Source organism: Streptomyces sp. NPDC089919 (assembly GCF_040684615.1).
GTDB lineage: Bacteria > Actinomycetota > Actinomycetes > Streptomycetales > Streptomycetaceae > Streptomyces.
Genome location: NZ_JBFBGK010000029.1, coordinates 47,515 through 66,660 on the forward strand (window position 1 = coordinate 47,515; position 19,146 = coordinate 66,660).

18 protein-coding genes are annotated in these 19,146 nt (G+C 74.3%); 10 read left to right on the forward strand and 8 right to left on the reverse strand.

The features are described 5' to 3' along the window. The first annotated feature begins 104 nt into the window (after positions 1-104). Genes egtA through egtD form a run of 4 tightly spaced genes read left to right on the forward strand, consistent with a single transcriptional unit; the run spans position 105 to position 4,538 of the window. Positions 105-1,520 (forward strand): ergothioneine biosynthesis glutamate--cysteine ligase EgtA, encoded by a 1,416-nt coding sequence (gene egtA, locus AB0O40_RS15060; RefSeq protein WP_365040431.1) that lies wholly within the window; start codon positions 105-107, stop codon positions 1,518-1,520. Then, entirely contained in the window at positions 1,517-2,821 is a 1,305-nt protein-coding gene (gene egtB, locus AB0O40_RS15065) for an ergothioneine biosynthesis protein EgtB (protein WP_365040434.1), read from the forward strand. Before egtA ends, egtB begins: the two co-directional genes overlap by 4 nt. Continuing rightward, positions 2,821-3,579 (forward strand): ergothioneine biosynthesis protein EgtC, encoded by a 759-nt coding sequence (gene egtC, locus AB0O40_RS15070; RefSeq protein ID WP_365040437.1) that lies wholly within the window; start codon positions 2,821-2,823, stop codon positions 3,577-3,579. The genes egtB and egtC overlap by 1 nt, the downstream gene beginning before the upstream one ends. After that, a complete protein-coding gene (gene egtD / locus AB0O40_RS15075) occupies positions 3,576-4,538 on the forward strand; it encodes an L-histidine N(alpha)-methyltransferase (protein ID WP_365040440.1) in 963 nt (320 codons plus the stop codon). The genes egtC and egtD overlap by 4 nt, the downstream gene beginning before the upstream one ends. Here egtD and AB0O40_RS15080 read toward each other — a convergent pair. From AB0O40_RS15080 to AB0O40_RS15090, 3 genes are all read right to left on the reverse strand, one after another. Then, positions 4,433-5,455, reverse strand: coding sequence for a 1-acyl-sn-glycerol-3-phosphate acyltransferase (locus AB0O40_RS15080; RefSeq protein ID WP_365040443.1), 1,023 nt, complete (start codon positions 5,453-5,455; stop codon positions 4,433-4,435). The two genes, egtD and AB0O40_RS15080, sit on opposite strands and share 106 nt — an antisense overlap. After that, complete coding sequence (locus tag AB0O40_RS15085) at positions 5,452-6,276, reverse strand: GNAT family N-acyltransferase (protein ID WP_365040445.1); 825 nt, start codon at positions 6,274-6,276, stop codon at positions 5,452-5,454. Before AB0O40_RS15085 ends, AB0O40_RS15080 begins: the two co-directional genes overlap by 4 nt. A gap of 322 nt (positions 6,277-6,598) precedes the next feature. Continuing rightward, positions 6,599-7,858 carry an extracellular solute-binding protein gene (locus AB0O40_RS15090; protein ID WP_365040448.1) on the reverse strand — a complete coding sequence of 420 codons (1,260 nt, stop codon included), beginning with the start codon at positions 7,856-7,858 and terminating at the stop codon, positions 6,599-6,601. Positions 7,859-8,118: 260 nt separating this feature from the next. On the opposite strand from AB0O40_RS15090, the gene AB0O40_RS15095 reads away from it, so the two are divergent. Next, positions 8,119-8,334 (forward strand): dodecin, encoded by a 216-nt coding sequence (locus AB0O40_RS15095; RefSeq protein WP_365040451.1) that lies wholly within the window; start codon positions 8,119-8,121, stop codon positions 8,332-8,334. A 21-nt stretch (positions 8,335-8,355) separates the two neighbouring features. On the opposite strand, the gene AB0O40_RS15100 is transcribed toward AB0O40_RS15095, so the two are convergent. After that, positions 8,356-8,847 carry a hypothetical protein gene (locus AB0O40_RS15100; protein ID WP_365040454.1) on the reverse strand — a complete coding sequence of 164 codons (492 nt, stop codon included), beginning with the start codon at positions 8,845-8,847 and terminating at the stop codon, positions 8,356-8,358. A 125-nt stretch (positions 8,848-8,972) separates the two neighbouring features. On the opposite strand from AB0O40_RS15100, the gene AB0O40_RS15105 reads away from it, so the two are divergent. The 3 genes from AB0O40_RS15105 (at position 8,973) to AB0O40_RS15115 (ending at position 13,274) form a co-directional block, all read left to right on the forward strand. Beyond that, positions 8,973-10,013 (forward strand): LLM class flavin-dependent oxidoreductase, encoded by a 1,041-nt coding sequence (locus tag AB0O40_RS15105; protein ID WP_365040456.1) that lies wholly within the window; start codon positions 8,973-8,975, stop codon positions 10,011-10,013. Between the two features lie 10 nt (positions 10,014-10,023). After that, on the forward strand, positions 10,024-12,519 hold the full coding sequence (locus AB0O40_RS15110) for an excinuclease ABC subunit UvrA (protein WP_365040459.1): 2,496 nt from the start codon (positions 10,024-10,026) through the stop codon (positions 12,517-12,519). Positions 12,520-12,584: 65 nt separating this feature from the next. Further along, positions 12,585-13,274 carry a hypothetical protein gene (locus tag AB0O40_RS15115; protein WP_365040462.1) on the forward strand — a complete coding sequence of 230 codons (690 nt, stop codon included), beginning with the start codon at positions 12,585-12,587 and terminating at the stop codon, positions 13,272-13,274. Between the two features lie 24 nt (positions 13,275-13,298). Here AB0O40_RS15115 and AB0O40_RS15120 read toward each other — a convergent pair whose 3' ends face one another. Genes AB0O40_RS15120 through AB0O40_RS15130 form a run of 3 tightly spaced genes read right to left on the reverse strand, consistent with a single transcriptional unit; the run spans position 13,299 to position 16,695 of the window. Then, positions 13,299-14,045 carry a succinate dehydrogenase/fumarate reductase iron-sulfur subunit gene (locus tag AB0O40_RS15120; RefSeq protein WP_365040465.1) on the reverse strand — a complete coding sequence of 249 codons (747 nt, stop codon included), beginning with the start codon at positions 14,043-14,045 and terminating at the stop codon, positions 13,299-13,301. Further along, positions 14,042-15,988 carry a fumarate reductase/succinate dehydrogenase flavoprotein subunit gene (locus tag AB0O40_RS15125; RefSeq protein WP_365040468.1) on the reverse strand — a complete coding sequence of 649 codons (1,947 nt, stop codon included), beginning with the start codon at positions 15,986-15,988 and terminating at the stop codon, positions 14,042-14,044. The genes AB0O40_RS15120 and AB0O40_RS15125 overlap by 4 nt, the downstream gene beginning before the upstream one ends. Before the next feature lie 2 nt (positions 15,989-15,990). Continuing rightward, positions 15,991-16,695, reverse strand: coding sequence for a succinate dehydrogenase cytochrome b subunit (locus tag AB0O40_RS15130; RefSeq protein WP_365040471.1), 705 nt, complete (start codon positions 16,693-16,695; stop codon positions 15,991-15,993). Positions 16,696-16,789: 94 nt separating this feature from the next. On the opposite strand from AB0O40_RS15130, the gene AB0O40_RS15135 reads away from it, so the two are divergent. After that, positions 16,790-17,683 carry a LysR substrate-binding domain-containing protein gene (locus AB0O40_RS15135; protein WP_365040474.1) on the forward strand — a complete coding sequence of 298 codons (894 nt, stop codon included), beginning with the start codon at positions 16,790-16,792 and terminating at the stop codon, positions 17,681-17,683. Here AB0O40_RS15135 and AB0O40_RS15140 read toward each other — a convergent pair. Next, positions 17,680-18,267, reverse strand: coding sequence for a GNAT family protein (locus AB0O40_RS15140; protein WP_365040477.1), 588 nt, complete (start codon positions 18,265-18,267; stop codon positions 17,680-17,682). The two genes, AB0O40_RS15135 and AB0O40_RS15140, sit on opposite strands and share 4 nt — an antisense overlap. Positions 18,268-18,383: 116 nt before the next feature. On the opposite strand from AB0O40_RS15140, the gene AB0O40_RS15145 reads away from it, so the two are divergent. After that, positions 18,384-19,142, forward strand: coding sequence for a tetratricopeptide repeat protein (locus AB0O40_RS15145; RefSeq protein ID WP_365040480.1), 759 nt, complete (start codon positions 18,384-18,386; stop codon positions 19,140-19,142). The last annotated feature ends 4 nt before the right edge of the window (positions 19,143-19,146 follow it).

The following is a 19,146-nucleotide window of genomic DNA, read 5'->3' on the forward strand; positions in this document are numbered from 1 at the left end:
TGAACACCGTGTTTCAGCATCTTGAGGATCTTTCAAGTGCCCCTCGAATAGCGTTGCTTAGCCTGGCAAGGACCCGTCATGGCTTTCGAGAGGAGGATCCCGCAATGCCCCACGAATCCCGCTCCGACGACGCCCCGGCCCTCACCGAGGCCGAGACGGAGGAGCTGGTGCGCGGCATCTGCTTCAAGACCGGCCCGCCCGGGCGGATCGGTGCCGAGCTGGAGTGGCTGGTCCACGACACCGGGGACCCCGCCGCAGTCCTCACCCCTGAGCGCCTCGAGGCCGCTCACCAGGCCGTCCGCGGCCTGACCCTCGCCTCCCGGTTCACCACAGAACCCGGCGGACAGCTCGAGCTCAGCTCGCCGCCCGCCGACTCCCTGATGGAGTGCATCGACACCCTCCGGGCGGACCTGGACCTGGTCCGCGCCACCCTCCGCACGCACGACCTGCGCCTGACCGGCCTGGGTCACGACCGCCGGCCGCCGCGCCGCGTGCTGCGGGCCCCGCGCTACGACGCGATGGAACGCTACTTCGACCGCACCGGCCCGGCCGGGCGCGCCATGATGTGCTCCTCCGCCTCCGTCCAGGTCTGTGTGGACGCCGGTCAGGAGGAGCCGGGGCCGCTGGGGCACGCCCGGCGCTGGGCGCTGGCGCACCTGCTCGGCGCCGTCCTGGTCGCGGCCTTCGCCAACTCCCCGGCCGCCGAGGGGCCGTACCGCGGCTGGCGGTCCGCCCGCCAGGGCGTGTGGGCCGATCTCGACCACCGCCGCAACCTGGCGCCGCCGCCCGGGGAGCCCCGGGCCGCCTGGGCGCGGCACGCGCTGGACACCGAGGTGATGTGCCTGCGGTCCGCCGACGGTGCCCCCTGGGACGCGCCGGGTGGGCTGACCTTCCGCGACTGGACCCGGACGGCGGCCGGCGACGGCCTGCGCCGGCCCACCCGGGAGGACCTGGAGTACCACCTGACCACCCTCTTCCCGCCGGTGCGCCCCCGCGGCCACCTGGAACTGCGGATGATCGACGCGCAGCCGGGCGAGGACGGCTGGCTGGTGCCGGTCGCCGTGGTGGCGGCGCTGTTCGACGACCCGGAGGCTGCGGAGACGGCCTACCGGGCCGTGAAGGCGCTCGGGGACACCGCCGGGCCGGCCGCCGCGCCCCGCAACCCGCTGTGGCGGGCCGCCGCCCGGTACGGCACGGCCCATCCGGACCTCGGGGCGGCCGCCCGGGCCTGCTTCCGGGCCGCCCTCGACGCGCTGCCCCGGATCGGCGCGTCCGGGCCGGTGTGCGACGCGGTCGCGGACTTCACCGAGCGGTACGTCGAGCAGGGCCGCTGCCCGGCCGACGACCACCCCCTCGGCCGCGCCTCCACGGACGCCCGCCGCGCCGACGGGGCCCTCGCCCACGCCCGCCCGGCGGCCGGCGCCCGGGCCGCCGCGGGGCGTCCCGTACCGCCGCCCGCCGACCGGCCGCACCCCTCGTACCCGATGCTCCGGACGCACCGGAAGGAACCCCGAACGTGAACCACGCCCCGCAGGACGCGCGCGAGCGGGCGCTGGCCGCCCTCACCACCGCGCGGGCCCGCACCAGCGCCCTCACCGACTGCGTCGAGGACCCGGACCTCACGGCGCAGCACTCGCCGCTGATGTCCCCGCTGGTCTGGGACCTGGCGCACATCGGGAACATGGAAGAGCTCTGGCTGCTGCGCCAGGTGGCCGGCCGGGAGGCCATGCACCCCGAGATCGACCCGCTCTACGACGCCTTCGAGCACCCGCGGGCCGAGCGCCCCAAGCTGCCGCTGCTGCCGCCGGACGAGGCCCGCAAGTACGCCGCCGAGGTCCGCGGCCGGGTCTTCGACGTGCTGGAGCACGCCCCCTTCGAGGGCAGCGACCTGCTCGACGGCGGCTTCGCCTTCGGCATGATCGCCCAGCACGAACAGCAGCACGACGAGACGATGCTGATCACTCATCAGCTCCGGCGCGGCGCGCCCGTGCTCACCGCACCCGATCCGGCGCCACCGAGCGGACCGGCGCCGGTCGCCGCCGAAGTGCTGGTCCCGGGCGGTCCCTTCACCATGGGCACCTCGGCCGAGCCCTGGTCGCTGGACAACGAACGCCCGGCGCACGACCGGGAGGTGGCGCCCTTCTGGATCGACACCGTGCCGGTGACCAACGCCGACTACCAGGCCTTCATGGCCGACGGCGGCTACACGGACCGTCGGTGGTGGGCTCCGGAGGGCTGGGACCAGATCCGCCGGCACGGGATCACCGCCCCGCTCTTCTGGCGGGCCGAGGCCGGCCAGTGGCTGCGGCGCCGGTTCGGGGCGACGGAGATGGTCCCGGCCGACGAGCCGGTGCTGCACGTGAGCTGGTACGAGGCCGACGCGTACGCCCGTTGGGCGGGCCGGCGGCTGCCCACCGAGGCCGAGTGGGAGAAGGCCGCCCGCTTCGACCCGGCGACCGGGCGGTCCCGCCGCTATCCGTGGGGCGACGAGGACCCGACGCCGGAACACGCCAACCTGGGCCAGCGGCACCTGCGTCCGGCGCCGGCCGGCAGCTACCCCAAGGGCGCCTCGCCGCTGGGGGTGCGCCAGCTGATCGGTGACGTGTGGGAGTGGACCGCGAGCGACTTCACCGGCTACCCGGGCTTCCGGGCGTTCCCGTACCGGGAGTACTCCGAGGTGTTCTTCGGCCCCGAGCACAAGGTGCTGCGCGGCGGTTCCTTCGCCGTCGACCAGGTGGCCTGCCGGGGCACCTTCCGCAACTGGGACCTGCCGGTGCGCCGGCAGATCTTCGCCGGCTTCCGCACCGCCCGGAGCCTCTGATGTGCCGTCACATTGCATACCTGGGACCGCCGGTGCCGTTGGGAAGGCTGCTGACGGATCCGGCGCACGGCTTGTTCCGGCAGTCCTGGGCGCCGCGGCGGCAGCGCTACGGCACCGTCAACGCCGACGGTTTCGGCGTGGGTTGGTACGCGGACCAGGATCCGGTGCCGGCCCGCTACCGCCGCCCGGGCCCCATCTGGGCCGACCCGTCCTTCACGGACCTGGCCCGGGTGGTGCGCAGCGGGGCGCTGCTGGCCGCCGTCCGGGACGCGACCGAGCCCGGGGCGGACGGCGAGGCCGCGGCGGCGCCGTTCGCGGACGGCCGCTGGCTGTTCAGCCACAACGGCGCGCTGCGGGACTGGCCGGACGCGGTCGCGCCGCTGGCCGCCGGTCTGCCGCCGGCCGCCCTGCTGTCCCTGGAGTGCAGAACCGATTCGGCGCTGGTCTGGGCGTTGATCGCGCACCGGCTGCGCGCCGGCGAGGACCCGGCGGCCGCGGTCTCGGAGCCGGTCCGGGAGCTGGCCGCGGCGGCACCCGGCTCCCGGCTGAACCTGCTCCTGACGGACGGCGACCGGATCCTCGCCACGGCCTGGGGCGACTCGCTGTGGTACCTCGCCGATCCGGCGGCCGGCCGGGTGGCGGTGGCCTCGGAACCGTACGACGACGATCCGCGCTGGGCCGAGGTGCCCGACCGGACCCTGCTGACCGCCACCCGCGACGACGTCCTGCTGACCCCGCTCAAGGAGCCGACCCCGTGAGCCGTTTCCTGCTGACCCGCACCCTCGACGAGAACGCCGCGGAGAGCGCACTGCGCGCCGACGTGCTGGCCGGGCTGACCCGGCCCGACAAGTGGCTGCCGCCCAAATGGTTCTACGACGGCCGCGGCAGCGAACTCTTCGAGGACATCACCCGGTTGCCCGAGTACTACCCGACCCGGGCCGAGCGGGAGATCCTGCTGGCGCGGGCCGGGGAGATCGCCGCGGCCAGCGGGGCGCGCACCCTCGTGGAACTCGGTTCGGGCTCATCGGAGAAGACCCGGCACCTGATCGAGGCGATGCCCGGCCTGGAGCTGTACGTACCGGTGGACGTGAGCGAGAGCGCCCTGACCGGGGCGGCCGAGACCCTGCTGGCCGAGCACCCGCGACTGCGCGTGCACGCCCTGATCGCGGACTTCACCCGGCCGTTGGAGCTGCCCGACTCCCCCGGCCCGCGGCTGGTGGTTTTCCTCGGCGGGACCATCGGCAACCTGCTGCCGGCGGAGCGGGCGGAGTTCCTGCGGGCGGTCCGGGCGATGCTCTCGCCCGGCGACGCCCTGCTGCTCGGTACGGACCTGGTCAAGGACGAGGCGACCCTGGTGGCCGCGTACGACGACGCGGCCGGGGTCACCGCGGAGTTCAACAAGAACGTGCTCTCCGTGATGAACCGCGAGCTGGACGCGGACTTCCACCCGGCGGACTTCGAGCACGTGGCGGTGTGGGACACGGAGCAGGAGTGGATCGAGATGCGCCTGCGGGCCCGTACCGAACTCAACGTGAAGATACGGGCCTTGGACCTGGTCGTGCCCTTCGGCGCGGGTGAGGAGATCCGCACCGAGGTCTCGGCGAAGTTCCGTCAGGAGCGGGTACGGGAGGAACTGGCAGCGGCAGGACTCGAACTGACGCAGTGGTGGACAGACGCGGCCGGGCGCTTCGCGCTCTCGCTGGCGACGGCGGGCTGACGGGGGACGGCGGGCAGGACGGGCGCGGGAACCCCGGGGGCAGGGGCCTGGGAGGCCGGGGCCTCGGACGCCGGATCGAGGTCCGGAGCGGGCCCCGGATCGAGGTCCGGGCCGAGCACCGGCTCCGGGGCGGTGGCCACGGCCTCCTGGGCGGCCCGGGCCAGGGCCCGGCGGTCGGGGTGGCGGCCGGGCGGTATCCGGGGCAGCAGCCGGACTTCGGCGCGGACGCCCCGGGCCCGGGCCACCCGCCACAGGGACGTGCCCAGCCCGTCGTCGCCGACGAAGGCCGGGGCGGTGGCCAGGCCCCCGTCGGGCAGCCGGTAGTCGATCCGGACGGGCTGGACCGGCACCCCGGCGTCCAGGGCCGCCTGGAAGACGGCGGGCCGGAAGCGGCCCCGGGCCCGGCCGCACCAGGTGCTCCCCTCGGGGAAGACCGTTACACGTGTACCCGCGGCCAGCAGCCGGGCGAGCCCGGCCACGGTGCGGGGCAGGGCGCGCAGCCGGTCCCGCTCGATGAACAGCGTGCCGGCCCGGGCCGCGAGGGCCCCGATGACGGGATAGCCCCGCACCTCGCTCTTGGCCAGCATCCTGCTCGGCAGCGCGGCGGCCACCAGCGGGACGTCCAGCCACGAGATGTGGTTGGGCACCACCAGCCGCCCGCCGGCCGGCCCGGGCCCGCCGTGCACCCGCACCCGGACGCCGAAGGCGCGGACCAGCGCCCGGGCCCAGAGCCGGGTGAGCTGCGCCCGGCGGGCCGGGCGCAGCGGCCGGACCGCCGCGGCGCCCGTGATGCCGACCAGGAGCACGGCCATGGCGGCGGTCAGCCGGAGCACGGCCAGCGGCGCGGCGACCCGGGGGACGTCCGGGTCGGCGCAGTCCTGCGGGGTGCAGGGCGCCCCGGGCAGCCAGCTGCTCATGCCTCGGGCACCAGGGACAGGAAGTGGCGCAGGTAGCGGGGGTTGGTACGGCGCAGCGAGAGCAGCACGTACAGGTCGGCCACGCCGAACTCGGGGTCGTGCGCGGGCTCGCCGCAGACCCAGGCGCCCAGCCGCAGGTATCCGCGCAGCAGGGGCGGCAGCTCGGCCCGGCCGGGACGCAGCACGCCCTCGTGGTCCCAGGGCCGCAGGGGGGTGACCCGGTACTCCTCGGGGGCGAGGTTGCGGGACATCACGGTGTCTCGTGTAACGGCCGCCAGCGCGCCGCCGTCGGCCAGCGGTACCGAGCAGCAGCCGGCGAGCCAGTTGTGCCCGCTCTGCGCCATGTAGCGGGCCAGTCCGGCCCAGATCAGGGCGATCACGGCGCCGTTGCGGTGTGCGGGGTGCACGCAGGAGCGCCCGACCTCGACGAGGTCGGAGCGGATCGGGTCGAGGTTGCGGAGGTCGAACTCGCCGTCGGAGTAGAGCCGGCCGGCCACCGCGGCCCGCTCGGGCGGCAGCAGCCGGTAGGTGCCGACCACCTCGCCGGTGGCGTCGTCCAGGACGAGCAGGTGGTCGCAGTAGGCGTCGAAGGCGTCGGAGTCCAGGCCCGGCTCGGGGCCTTCGAGGAGGGCGCCCATCTCGCCGGCGAAGACCTGGTGGCGCAGCCGCTGGGCGGCGCGCACCTCGGCCTCGTCGCGGGCCAGGCGGACGGTGTACCGGGGCTCCGCGGTGCCGTCGGGGGCGGGCGCGGGCAGCAGGACGGGGGCGGGGGCCGGGGCGGTGAGGGGGGCGGGGACAGGAGAGAGCGGGGCGATGGTCATGGCGGCTCCAGGTCCGAGCAGGTCGCCGGGCCCGGTGGTCGGGCCTGGCTCCTTACTTCTTCCGTGACCGGCTGGATTCGACATGACGGCCCAGGGGCCCCCGGATGTGCGAACGGCGAATGGCGGGTTCCGGCCGCCGCGGACGGCCGGAACCAGGCGCCGGGGCGTCGGCGTAACACGTGTTACTCCAGCGCCTCGGGAAGCATGGCGAAGCCCACATCCAACACGTGTTACCCCCGTGGCCGGAGCCGCGCGGCGGCCACGCGACCCCGCCTCGCCCGGCCCCGCCCAGCCCTGCCCCGCCCTCCCGGACCCCGCCCGGTCACCGGTCCTGGTTGAGGACCCGGGCGATCTCCTGGTCCGCCACGGCGGCCGCCCGGGCGGGGTCCGCGCCGGACAGGACGGCGGTCATGTAGGGCTTGATCGGGTTCTTCGCCTCGACCTCGGCCCACCGTGCGGAGGTCGGGGTGGCCCGGCCCTGGGCGGCCCCGGCCGCCATCGCCGCGGTGGCCTCGTTGTCCTCGATCACGTGCGCCAGGGTGGTCTTGTTCGGCACGTAGCTCATCGTCCGGGCCAGATCGGTCTGCCACTTCTCGCTCACCAGCGCCGAGATCACCTCGACGGCGGCCCGGCGGCGCCCGGTGTTCGCCGGGATGATGAGGTCGGAGCCGCCGGTGAAGACCGCGCCGCGCTTGCCGGCCGTCTTGCCGGGGATCGGGAAGTAGCCGAGCTTGCCCTTCAGTTCGGGGTTGCGCTGCTCGATCTGGGCGGCGCTGCCGGGGGTGGCGATGATCTGCGCCACGTCCCCGCGGGCGAACACGTCGGTCTGCGGGGGCGTTTCCTCGTCGCCGTTCGCGGGTCCGTCGCCCAGGGCCTGGAGTTCCTTGTAGAAGCTCATGCCGCGCTGGGCCTGCGGGCTGCCGAGGCCGCCCTTCCACTGGCCGTCGCCCTGGTCGGCCAGCTCGCCGCCCTCGTCCCAGATGAACCCGGCGAGCACGTACCAGTTCTGGCCGGCCAGGTAGATGCCCTGCCGGGTGCCCTCGTCCAGCTTGCGGGTGTCCCGGATCCACTCCTCGCGGGTGGCGGGCGGGGTCTTGATGCCGGCCGCGGCGAAGAGGTCCTTGTTGTAGATGACCACGCGGTTCGCGGCGTACCAGGGCACGCCGAACTGCGCCCCGTCCACGCTGCCGGGCTCGGCCAGGCCCTTGAGCCAGTCCTTGTTGCCCCAGTCCCGCAGCCCCTCCAGGGTCACCTCGCTGAGCTGGTCGGACTCGGCGTACTGGGCGACCTGGGTGTTGCCGACCTCGATGACGTCGGCGGTGTCCTTGCCTTCGAGGACCTTGTGGACCTTCGCGCCGATGCCCGTCCAGTCCTGGATCTTGATCTCCAGGTCGACGTCGTCGTGCTCGGCCTCGTAGGCCTTCTCGAAGCGGTCCAGGAACTCGTCGGAGGCGCTGCCCTTCATCAGCCAGAGGGTGACCTTCTCCGTGCCCGACCCCCCGCCGGGGAGCATGCCGCAGCCCGTCAGGGCCATGGCGGCCACGACGGAGGTGCACGCGGCCAGGGGGATGCGGATCTTCACTAAAGCCACCTTCGGGTAGATCGGGGATGGCTTGAAATTGGCATGGACCAATTGAAGGGGTCAAGGGGGATCGGCCAGGTTTTCTTCACGAAAACCACACGTGGCACACCCCGACTGGTGGGCAAAACGGCAGAATTGGCGTGGTACCGGGCAAGGAGTGCCCGGTTCGTCACCCGTCCGCCGGGGTGTGACGCCTCGCGGACCTGGGTGACGTGGGGCACGGTGGAGTGAGCACCAGCTCACCGCACCGGGAGTGGCACATGTCCAATCACACCTACCGCGTGACCGAGATCGTGGGCACCTCCCACGAGGGTCTCGACCAGGCGATCCGCAACGGCGTCAAGCGGGCCGGGCAGACCCTGCGCAACCTGGACTGGTTCGAGGTCACGCAGGTCCGCGGCCACATCGAGAACGGCGAGATCGCGCACTACCAGGTGGGCATGAAGGTCGGCTTCCGGCTCGACGGCGAGGACTGACCGGCCGGCCGGGTCCGTCCGTCAGGTGCGCCCGTCGCGCTCCTGGGCCGTGCGCAGCTCCTCCGAGGGGGTCGCCCAGTCGGCCGTCAACACCCGGAATCCGGCCGCCCGCGCCGCCTGGCACACCAGTTCGTCGTCGTCCACCAGCATCCGGACCTCCCGGCCCCGGGCGAGCCGTCGAAGCGTCTCCAGCTTCGTCGCCCGGGCCGGCCGGCGGTCCTGGTCCCCGCGCATCCACAGCCGCCCCTCCGGCAGCCCCTGCGCGGCCAGCCAGTCGAGGGTGTCCCGGCGGCAGCGCTCGGGCCGGCCCGTCAGGTAGACCACCTCGCAGTCCTCGGCGCTCTCCCGCGCCAGCGCCGCGCCCCGCGCCAGCGGCGGGTCCTGCGGGGCCGCCGCGAAGAAGCCCTGCCAGTCCCGGGGCCGGCGCTCCAGGAAGTGCTGCCGGTGGGCGGTGTCGGCGAGCGTCCCGTCCAAGTCGAAGACGGCCAGCGGCCGCCGGGGTGCGTCAGTCATGCCGTCACCCTAGGCAGCCCCGGTGACACGGCCGCCGACGCGTCCGGCGGCCCGCCGGGCACCGCACCCGCACCGCCGGCCGGACCGGCCGGGAATCTCCGCGCCGCCGGCTTGTTGATGCAGGAGTGACCGCGAACCCCGCTCTGGCAGCCATCCGCTTCTCGGTCCTGGACCGCTCCCGGGTCCGGGAGGGCCGACCGCCCGCCGAGGCGCTGCGCGACACCGTCGCCTTCGCCCGCCGCGCCGAGGAGCTGGGCTACCACCGCTTCTGGGTGTCGGAGCACCACAGCGTGCCCGGGGTCGCCGGCTCCGCCCCGACCGTGCTCGCCGCCGCGGTGGCCGCGGCCACCACCACCCTCCGGGTCGGCACCGGCGGCGTGATGCTGCCCAACCACCAACCCCTGGTGGTCGCCGAGCAGTTCGGAGTCCTGGAGGCTCTGTTCCCGGGCCGGATCGACCTGGGCCTCGGCCGCTCGGTGGGGTTCACAGACGGGATCCGGCGCGCGCTGGGCCGGGACCTGACCGACGCCGACGGCTTCGAGGAGCAGGTGGCCGAGCTGCTGGGCTGGCTGGACGGCACGCAGCACGCCCACCCGCAGGTGCACGCGTACCCCGCGGAGGGGCTGCGCATCCCGCCGTACCTGCTGGCCACCGGCGAGGGCGCGGGGATCGCCGCCCGGGCCGGACTGCCGGTGGTGGTCGGGGACCTGCGCGGCCGGGACCGGGTGCGCGCGGCCGTGGACCGCTACCGCGCGGAGTTCCGGCCCTCACCCTGGGCCGCGCGGCCGTACGTGGTGATCTCGGGCACGGTCGCGGTCGCGGAGACCGAGGAGGCGGCCCGCCGGCTGCTGCTCCCCGAGGCCTGGTCGATGGCGTACTCCCGCACCCGCGGCAGCTTCCCGCCGCTGCTCCCGGCCGAGCGGATCGAGGGGATCGCCATGACGGCGAAGGAGCGGGGCTTCTACGAGTCCGCGCTCGCCGGCCACGTCCACGGCACGGCGGACCAGGTCGGGGCGGAGCTCGAGAAGGCGGTCGCGGAGACGGGCGCGGACGAGGTGCTGGTGACCACCAGCTCCTACGACCGCGAGGCCCTGCTGGACTCCTACGCCCGGCTCGCCGCCCTGGCGGGCACGACCCCGGGCGCCGGCGCCGGGACCGCAGCCTAGAATCGGACAAATGCACAGCTCGGACGCCCCGCACCCGCTCTCGGCGCAGCCCGCTCCGGCCCTCGATCCCTTCGTACGGGTCCGGGGCGCCCGGGAGCACAACCTGCGCGGGGTGGACGTGGACGTCCCCCGCGACGCGCTGACCGTGTTCACGGGCGTCTCGGGGTCGGGCAAGTCCTCGCTGGCCTTCGGGACCATCTACGCCGAGGCGCAGCGCCGGTACTTCGAGTCCGTGGCGCCCTATGCCCGGCGGCTGATCCACCAGGTGGGCGCGCCCCGGGTCGGGGAGATCACCGGGCTGCCGCCCGCGGTCTCCCTGGAGCAGCGGCGGGCCACCGCCGGGACCCGCTCGTCGGTGGGGACCGTCACCATGCTCTCGAACTCGCTGCGGATGCTGTTCTCCCGGGCCGGCCGCTATCCGGCCGGGGCCGAACGGCTGGACTCCGACGCCTTCTCGCCCAACACGGCCGCCGGGGCCTGCCCGGACTGCCACGGTCTGGGCCGGATCCACCGCACCGCCGAGGAGCTGCTGGTGCCCGATCCGGGCCTGTCCGTGCGGGAGGGTGCGATCGCGGCCTGGCCGGGGGCCTGGCAGGGCAAGAACCTGCGCGACGTGCTCGACGCCCTCGGCTACGACGTGGACCGCCCCTGGCGGGAGCTGTCGGCCGAGGACCGCCGGTGGATCCTCTTCACCGACGAGCAGCCGGTGGTGACGGTGCACCCGGTGCGCGAGGCCGACCGCATCCAACGCCCGTACCAGGGCACGTACATGAGCGCCCAGCGGTATGTGATGCGCACCTTCGCCGACAGCAAGAGCCCGACCCTGCGGGCCCGTGCCGAGCGCTTTCTGACCTCGGTACCGTGTCCCGCCTGCGGGGGCAGCCGGCTGCGGCCGGAGGCACTGGCGGTGACCTTCGCCGGGCGGACCGTCGCGGAGCTGGCGGGGCTGCCGCTGACGGAGCTGGCCCGGATCCTCGAAGCCGGGGCGGCGGAGGCGGCCGGGCCGGAGCACGGCCCGGGCGGCGCCGAGACGGTCCGGGTGCTGACCGGGGACCTGCTGGCGCGCATCGGGACGGTCACCGAACTGGGCCTGGGCTACCTCTCCTTGGACCGCACCGCGCCCACCCTGTCGGCGGGCGAACTGCAACGGCTGCGGCTGGCGACCCAGTTGCGCTCGGGGCTGTTCGGGGTGGTGTACGTCCTGGACGAGCCGTCCGCCGGTCTCCATCCGGCGGACACGGAGGCGTTGTTGGCGGTGCTGGACCGGCTCAAGGAGGCTGGGAACACCGTCTTCGTGGTCGAGCACCACCTGGACGTGGTGCGCCGGGCCGACTGGCTGGTGGACGTCGGCCCGGCGGCGGGCGAGCACGGCGGGCAGATCCTGCACTGCGGGCCGCCCGCCGGGCTGGCGGAGGTGGCCGGGTCGGCGACCGCCCGCTACCTGTTCGACCGGGCCGCGCGGCCGCGCCGCCCGCCCCGTACGCCCGCCGGTCACCTCACGCTGTCCGGCGTCCGGCGCAACAACCTGCACGGCCTGGACGCCGCCTTCCCGCTCGGCGTGTTCACCGCGGTCACCGGGGTGTCCGGGTCCGGCAAGTCCACCCTGGTCGGACGGGCGCTGGCCGGGACGGTGGCCGAGCGGCTGGCGGACGGCGGCGACACCGGACCGGTGACCCGGCTGGTGGAGGTGGACCAGAAGCCGATCGGCCGTACCCCGCGCTCCAACCTGGCCACGTACACGGGCCTGTTCGACATCGTGCGGAGGCTCTTCACCGCCGCTCCGGAGGCGCGGGCGCGCGGCTACAAGGCGGGCCGGTTCTCCTTCAACGTGCCCGGCGGCCGGTGCGAGACCTGCCAGGGCGAGGGCTTCGTCTCGGTGGAGCTGCTGTTCCTCCCCAGCACCTACTCCCCCTGCCCCGACTGCGCGGGCGCCCGGTACAACGCGCAGACCCTGGAGGTCCGGCACCAGGGCCTGAACATCGCCGAAGTCCTGGCGCTGACCGTCGAGTCGGCCGCGGAGTTCTTCGCCGGGGTACCGGCCGCCGCCCGCAGCCTGCGGGCCCTCCAGGACATCGGCCTGGGCTACCTGCGGCTGGGCCAGCCCGCGACCGAGCTGTCCGGCGGCGAGGCCCAGCGCATCAAGCTCGCCACCGAACTCCAGCGGGTCCGGCGCGAGCACACGCTCTACCTGCTGGACGAACCGACCACGGGCCTGCACCCGGCCGATGTGGAGGTGCTGATGGGGCAGTTGCACGGCCTGGTGGACGCCGGGCACTCGGTGGTGGTGGTCGAGCACGACATGGACGTGGTGGCGGGCGCCGACTGGGTGATCGACCTGGGGCCGGGCGGCGGCGAGGCGGGCGGGCGGATCGTCGCGGCCGGGCCGCCGGCCGAGGTGGCCCGGGCGGCCGGCAGCCGGACCGCCCCCTACCTGGCCCGCCGGCTGGCCGACCGGCCGGGCGCGGCCGCCGGCCCGGCGCGGCCCGGGGGTCCGCCGATCGGCTGACCGGGCACCGGGCGCGCCGGGCCGGGTGCGGGGCCCCTCCGGGCCGATGGGCGACAGTGGGGCGCATGTCAGATGCCCCCGGTCCGCGGCCCGGGCCCGCCGCGCCGCCCTCCCCCTCGGCCGCCGGGCCCCGGCGCCGGGCCCTGCTGGCCGCGCTCGCCCTGGCGGCCCCGGTCACGGCGGGCGGCTGCTCGGCCGACGCCCCCGCCCGCCCGGCGGCCGGTCCGCCCGGCAAGGACGTCGTGGTCATGCTGATGCGGCACGCGGAGCAGCCGTACGCCGGTGACGTGGGCCAGGACCGGGAGGGCGAGGAGGCCGCGGACTCGCTGGCGGGGCGCGGGTGGCGGCGGGCGGAGGCCCTGCCGGGGCTGTTCCCGCCCAAGCCGCATGCGCTGCTGCCGCGGCCGGTGGCCTTGATCGCGCAGTCGGACCGGGGCGGGCGGGCCGGTGCGCACCTGGCCCGGCAGACGCTGACGCCGCTGTCCGAGGCGTTGCGGGTGCCGGTGCGGGCGGAGTTCGGGAGCGGTGCGGAGGCTCGGGCGGGGGCGGCGGCGCTGGCCGCGGGCGGGCCGGCGCTGGTCTGCTGGGCGGCGGCCGGGATCCCGGCGCTGGTACGGGGGCTGGGGGCGGGGGGTGTGGTCGGGGTGCCGGCGGTGTGGCCGGACCGGTGCGACGTGGTGTGGCTGTTCAACCGGCGGGGCGGCCGGTGGGCCTTCCGGGAGCTGGGGCAGGGGTTGCTGCCGGGGGACGTGTGACGGCGTCCCCTCAGCGGCGGCCCCTCAGCGGCGTCCCTTCCTCGTCGCCCGCAGCCACTCCTTGTTCATGGCGGCGATCGAGGCGAGCGGGATGCCCTTGGGGCAGGCGGTGGCGCATTCGCCGGTGAGGGTGCAGCCGCCGAAGCCCTCGGCGTCCATGGCCGCGACCATGTCGAGGACCCGGGTCTCGCGTTCGGGGGCGCCCTGGGGCAGCACGTTGAGGTGGTTGACCTTGGCCGAGGTGAAGAGCATGGCGGAGCCGTTGGGGCAGGCGGCCACGCAGGCACCGCAGCCGATGCACTCCGCGTGCTCGAAGGCGGCGTCGGCGTCCGGCTTGGGCACGGGCGTGGCGTGGGCCTCGGGCGCCGCGCCGGTGGGGGCGGTGATGTAACCGCCGGCCTGGATGATCCGGTCGAAGGCGCCCCGGTCGACGACGAGGTCCTTGACGACCGGGAAGGCGGCGGCCCGCCAGGGCTCCACGTCGATGGTGTCGCCGTCGCGGAAGGACCGCATGTGGAGCTGGCAGGTGGTGGTGCGCTCGGGGCCGTGCGCGTCGCCGTTGATGACCAGGCTGCAGGCGCCGCAGATGCCCTCGCGGCAGTCGTGGTCGAAGGCGACCGGGTCCTCGCCGCGCAGGATGAGGTCTTCGTTGAGGGTGTCCAGCATCTCCAGGAAGGACATGTCGGCGGAGATCCCGTCGACCGGGTACGTGACCATGCTGCCGGGTGCTTCGGCGTCGGGCTGGCGCCAGACGCGCAGGTTGAGCTTCATGCGTAGCTCCGCTGGGTGGGGTGGACGTACTCGAAGACGAGGTCTTCCTTGTGCAGGACGGGGGCGCTGCCGGTGCCGGTGAACTCCCAGGCCGCGGCGTAGGAGTAGAGCTCGTCGCGGCGGGCCGCCTCGCCCTCGGGGGTCTGGGACTCCTCGCGGAAGTGGCCGCCGCAGGACTCGGCCCGGTGCAGGGCGTCCAGGCACATCAGCTCGGCGAGTTCGAGGTAGTCGACGATCCGGTTGGCCTTCTCCAGGGACTGGTTGAACTCGGCTCCGGTACCGGGGACCTTGATCCGTCGCCAGAACTCCTCGCGGATCTCGGGGAGTCGGGCCAGCGCCTTGCGCAGGCCCGCTTCGTCGCGGGCCATTCCGCAGTGCTCCCACATGAGTTCGCCGATCTCCCGGTGGAAGGAGTCGGGGGTGCGGTCGCCGTCCACGGCCAGCAGCCGTTGGAGCCGGTCGCGGGTCTCGCCGACGACGGTCTCGGCCTCGGCGAGGGCCGGGGCGGCGTCCGGGGTGCGGGGCAGCCGGGCCACGTAGTCGTTGAGGGTGGCCGGCAGGACGAAGTAGCCGTCGGCCAGGCCCTGCATCAGGGCGGAGGCGCCCAGCCGGTTGGCGCCGTGGTCGGAGAAGTTGGCCTCCCCGATGGCGAACAGGCCCGGCAGGCTGGTCTGGAGGTCGTAGTCCACCCACAGGCCGCCCATCGTGTAGTGCACGGCGGGGTAGATCCGCATGGGGACCTCGTAGGGGTCCTCGGCGGTGATCCGCTGGTACATGTCGAAGAGGTTGCCGTACTTCTCCGCCACCTTCGCCCGGCCCATCCGGGCGATCGCGTCGGCGAAGTCCAGGTAGACCCCCTGGCCTCCCGGGCCGACGCCCCGGCCCTCGTCGCAGACGTTCTTGGCGGCGCGGGAGGCGATGTCGCGGGGGACCAGGTTGCCGAAGGACGGGTAGATGCGCTCCAGGTAGTAGTCGCGTTCGGCCTCGGGGATCTCGGCCGCCGGCCGGGTGTCGCCGGTGGCCGCGGGGACCCAGATGCGGCCGTCGTTGCGCAGCGACTCGCTCATCAGCGTCAGCTTGGACTGGTGGTCGCCGGTGCGCGGGATGCAGGTGGGGTGGATCTGGGTGAAGCACGGGTTGCCGAAGAGCGCGCCGCGCCGGTGCGCCCGCCAGATCGCGGTCGCGTTGGAGTTCATCGCGTTGGTCGAGAGGTAGAAGACGTTGCCGTAGCCGCCGGTGGCCAGCACCACGGCGTCGGCGAGGTGGGTGGTGATCTCCCCGGTCACCAGGTCCCGGGCGACGATCCCGCGGGCCCGGCCGTCGGCCACGACCAGGTCCAGCATCTCGGTGCGGGCGTGCAGTTCGACGTTCCCGGCGGCGATCTGCCGGGACAGCGCCTGGTAGGCGCCGAGCAGCAGCTGCTGGCCGGTCTGGCCGCGGGCGTAGAAGGTGCGGGAGACCTGGACGCCGCCGAAGGAGCGGGTGTCGAGCAGGCCGCCGTACTCGCGGGCGAACGGCACGCCCTGGGCCACGCACTGGTCGATGATCTCGACGGATATCTGGGCGAGGCGGTGGACGTTGGACTCCCGGGCCCGGAAGTCGCCGCCCTTGACGGTGTCGTAGAAGAGGCGGTGGATCGAGTCGCCGTCGTTGCGGTAGTTCTTCGCGGCGTTGATGCCACCCTGGGCGGCGATGGAGTGGGCCCGGCGGGGCGAGTCCTGGAAGCAGAACTGGACCACGTGGTAGCCCTGTTCGGCGAGGGTGGCGCCGGCCGCGCCGCCGGCCAGGCCGGTGCCCACCACGATCACGGTGTGACCGCGCCGGTTGGCGGGGTTGACCAGCTTTGCCTCGAAGCGGCGCCGGTCCCAGCGCTCGGCGACCGGGCCGTCGGGGGCCTTGGTGTCGGCGACGGGCTCGCCCGTCGTGTAGTCGGCGTAGGACATGGTCAGTTCACCACTCCGGTCATGACGGCGACGGGTACGGAGACGAAGCCGAGGGTCAGGACGAGGGCCAGCGCGTTCGCGAGGAGTTTGAGCACCCGGTCCCGGGTGGCGTTGCCGGCGCCGAGGGTCTGCGCGGCGCTCCAGAAGCCGTGCCGGACGTGCAGCCCGAGGGCGGCCATCGCCACGATGTAGATCGTGTTGCCGTACCAGGTGGAGAAGGTGGCCAGCACGTTCTGGTACGGATGCCCGGCCCAGGCCCGCTCGTTGACGGTGAGCGTGGTCAGGTCGAGCAGGTGCCACACGATGAACAGCCCGAGGATGACCCCGCCCCAGCGCATCGTGCGGGTGGCGTAGGAGGCGCGCCGGCGCCGGTGCGCGTACCCCACCGGCCGGGCCTTGATGTCCCGGCGGCTGAGCTGGTACGCGCTGGTCGCGTGCAGGACCACCGCGGCGAGCAGCACGATCCGGGCGGCCCACAGGCCCCAGTGGCTGTGCAGGAAGGGCTCGCCCATGTGGCGCAGCCAGTGCGCGTAGCCGTTGAACTCCGACGGGCCGAAGAAGATCTTGAGGTTGCCGATCATGTGGACGACCAGGTAGGCGAGCATGATCAGCCCCGAGACCGCCATGACGGCCTTCTTGCCGAGGGTGGACTGCCACAGGGTGCGCGTGGGGGACGGTCGCCGGTCCGGGCGCGTTGCCAAAGCCATGTCCGAAACGGTAGGGACCGAGGTCCCGAAAGGTCCAAGACATGATGTGGCTCATCTTGATAGGTAATCCCTATTGAGCGCTACTCTGGTCCTCATGCAGTTCCAGCAGCTGGTCTACTTCGTCGCCGTCGCCGAGACCCGGCACTTCACCCGCGCCGCCGAGCGGGTGCACGTGGCGCAGCCCTCCCTGTCCCAGCAGATCAAGGCGCTCGAACACGAGCTGGGCGCCGAGCTGTTCAGCCGCGCCCGGGGGAACATCGCCCTCACGGACGCGGGCGAGGCGCTGCTGCCGCTGGCCCGCCGGATCCTCGCCGACACCGACACCGCGCGCGTCGAGGTGCAGGAGGTGGCCCAGCTGCGGCGGGGCCGGATCCGGCTCGGCGCCACGCCCAGCCTGTGCACCGGCCTGCTGCCGGACGTCCTGCGCGCCTTCCACGACGCCCATCCCGGGATCGAGCTGCTCGTCGAGGAGAGCGGATCGCGCGACCTGGTCCGGGAGCTGGCCCGCGGGGCCCTGGACCTGGCACTGATCGCCCTGCCGCTGCCGCCGGGGGCGCCGGCCCTGACCACGGTGGAGCTGCTGACCGAGGACCTGGTGGTGGTCTCCGCGGCCGCCGCGCCGCCGCCGGGCGGGGGCGGGGCCCTCTCCGTGGCCGGGCTGCGCACCGAGCCGATGGTGATGTTCCGGCACGGCTACGACCTGCGGGAACTGACCCTGGCGGCCTGCCGGGCCGAGGGCTTCGAGCCGACCTTCACGGTCGAGGGGGGCGAGATGGACGCCGTCCTCGGCTTCGTCCGGGCGGGGCTGGGCGTCGCGGTGGTACCGGCCATGGTCGCCGACCGGGCCGGCCCGGAGCTGCGCACCACCCCGCTGGCCGGCTCGCCGCTGCGCCGCACCATCGCGCTGGCCCACCGCACGGACGTGGCCCCGCCGCGCGCCGCCCGCGAACTGCGCCGGGTCCTACTCGACGGCCGACGGCAGCGCTAGTCCTGCGGGCCCAGCGCCCGGAATTCGTGCTGGAGCATGGCGTACACCAGGTCGTCCCGCCACGCGCCCTTGAAGAACCTGGCCCCGACGAAATGGGCCTCGCGGCGCATGCCGAGGCGGTCGAGGAGACCGGCGGAGGCGGTGTTGTCGGCGAGGCAGCGGCCGATCACGCGGTGCAGGTCCAGCTCCTCGAAGGCCAGCCGCAGCACGGCGCGGGCGGCCTCGGAGGCGTACCCCTTGCCCTGGTGGGCGGGGTGGAAGACGTAGCCGATCTCGCCCTGGCGGTGTTCCGCGCTGAGCAGCACCAGCTCGACCTGGCCGATGACCGTGCCCATGTCCGCGTCCGCGTCCTCGGTCGGCAGGACCACCGCCAGGCTGAGGCAGTCGCCGTCCGAGAGCAGCCGGGTCTCGCGGGTCATCTGCTCCACCGCCGCCCGCGCCTCCTGCGGCCCGCGCGGCTCCCACCGCATGAAGCGGGCCACCTCGGGCCGGCGCTGGTAGTCGTGGACGTCCTCGGCGTCCACCGGCCGGAACGGGCGGAGGACGAGTCGGGCGGTGGCCACGGGACGGTCGATGCGCAACATCCGGCGATGCTATCCGGGACCCCCGCCGGCCCCGGGCCGGGCCCGGCGGTGCGCTCTGGATCACGGTCCGGCCGTATGCCGTACAGATCGCGGACCGAGGTCATACAGTCCGAGGCATGTTGGAGCTCTTCCAGGTCCTCGGCGGCATCGCGGGATTCGGCGGTGTGACGCTCGGCGTGCTGTTCCTCCTCTACCGGGACTTCGTCCGGAACATCATCCAGCAGAAGATGTTCCGGACCCTGACGGCCACTCAGGCCACCGGCCTGTTCGGCGCGGTGCTCGTCTTCGCCTTCACCATCGCCATCCTCGGCATCTTCGCCACCCTCGCCGACGGCGAGGGCACGCAGCAGTTCATGGTCCTGGTCGGGATGCTGCTGCTCTTCCTGCTGGTGGTGCTGCTGCTGGCGGGGCGGCTGATGACCGGCGGCAGGAACCGGGACGCGGCACAACCCCCCGCCGGAGAGGCCGGGTTGACCCGGGTCTCCCGGCTGGTGGCGGCCGGCGAGCCCGACCAGGCCGAGCGCACGCTGGAAGGCGGGGGCACCGACCGCGACTCCGAGGAGTTCTGGTACTGGAAGGCCCGGATCGCGCTGGCCCGGGGCAACACCGCGGTGGCGGCCGGGTACGTCGAGGAGGCCCTGACGGTCGACCCGGACGGCGAGCACGGCATCGCCCTCAAGATCAGGATCCTGCTGGCCCGCCAGGAGTCCGGCGACCTCGACGAGGCGCTGCGGCTGGCCGCGAAGGGCGACCGGATGGGGGGCGAACTGGGCGTCTGGATACGCCGCTTGCGGGCCGAGGGGATGTTCGAGCCCCGGGTCCGCACGGCCACCGAACTGGACGCCCGCTGCCCGCTGCCGGCCCGGCAGGGCTGACCCC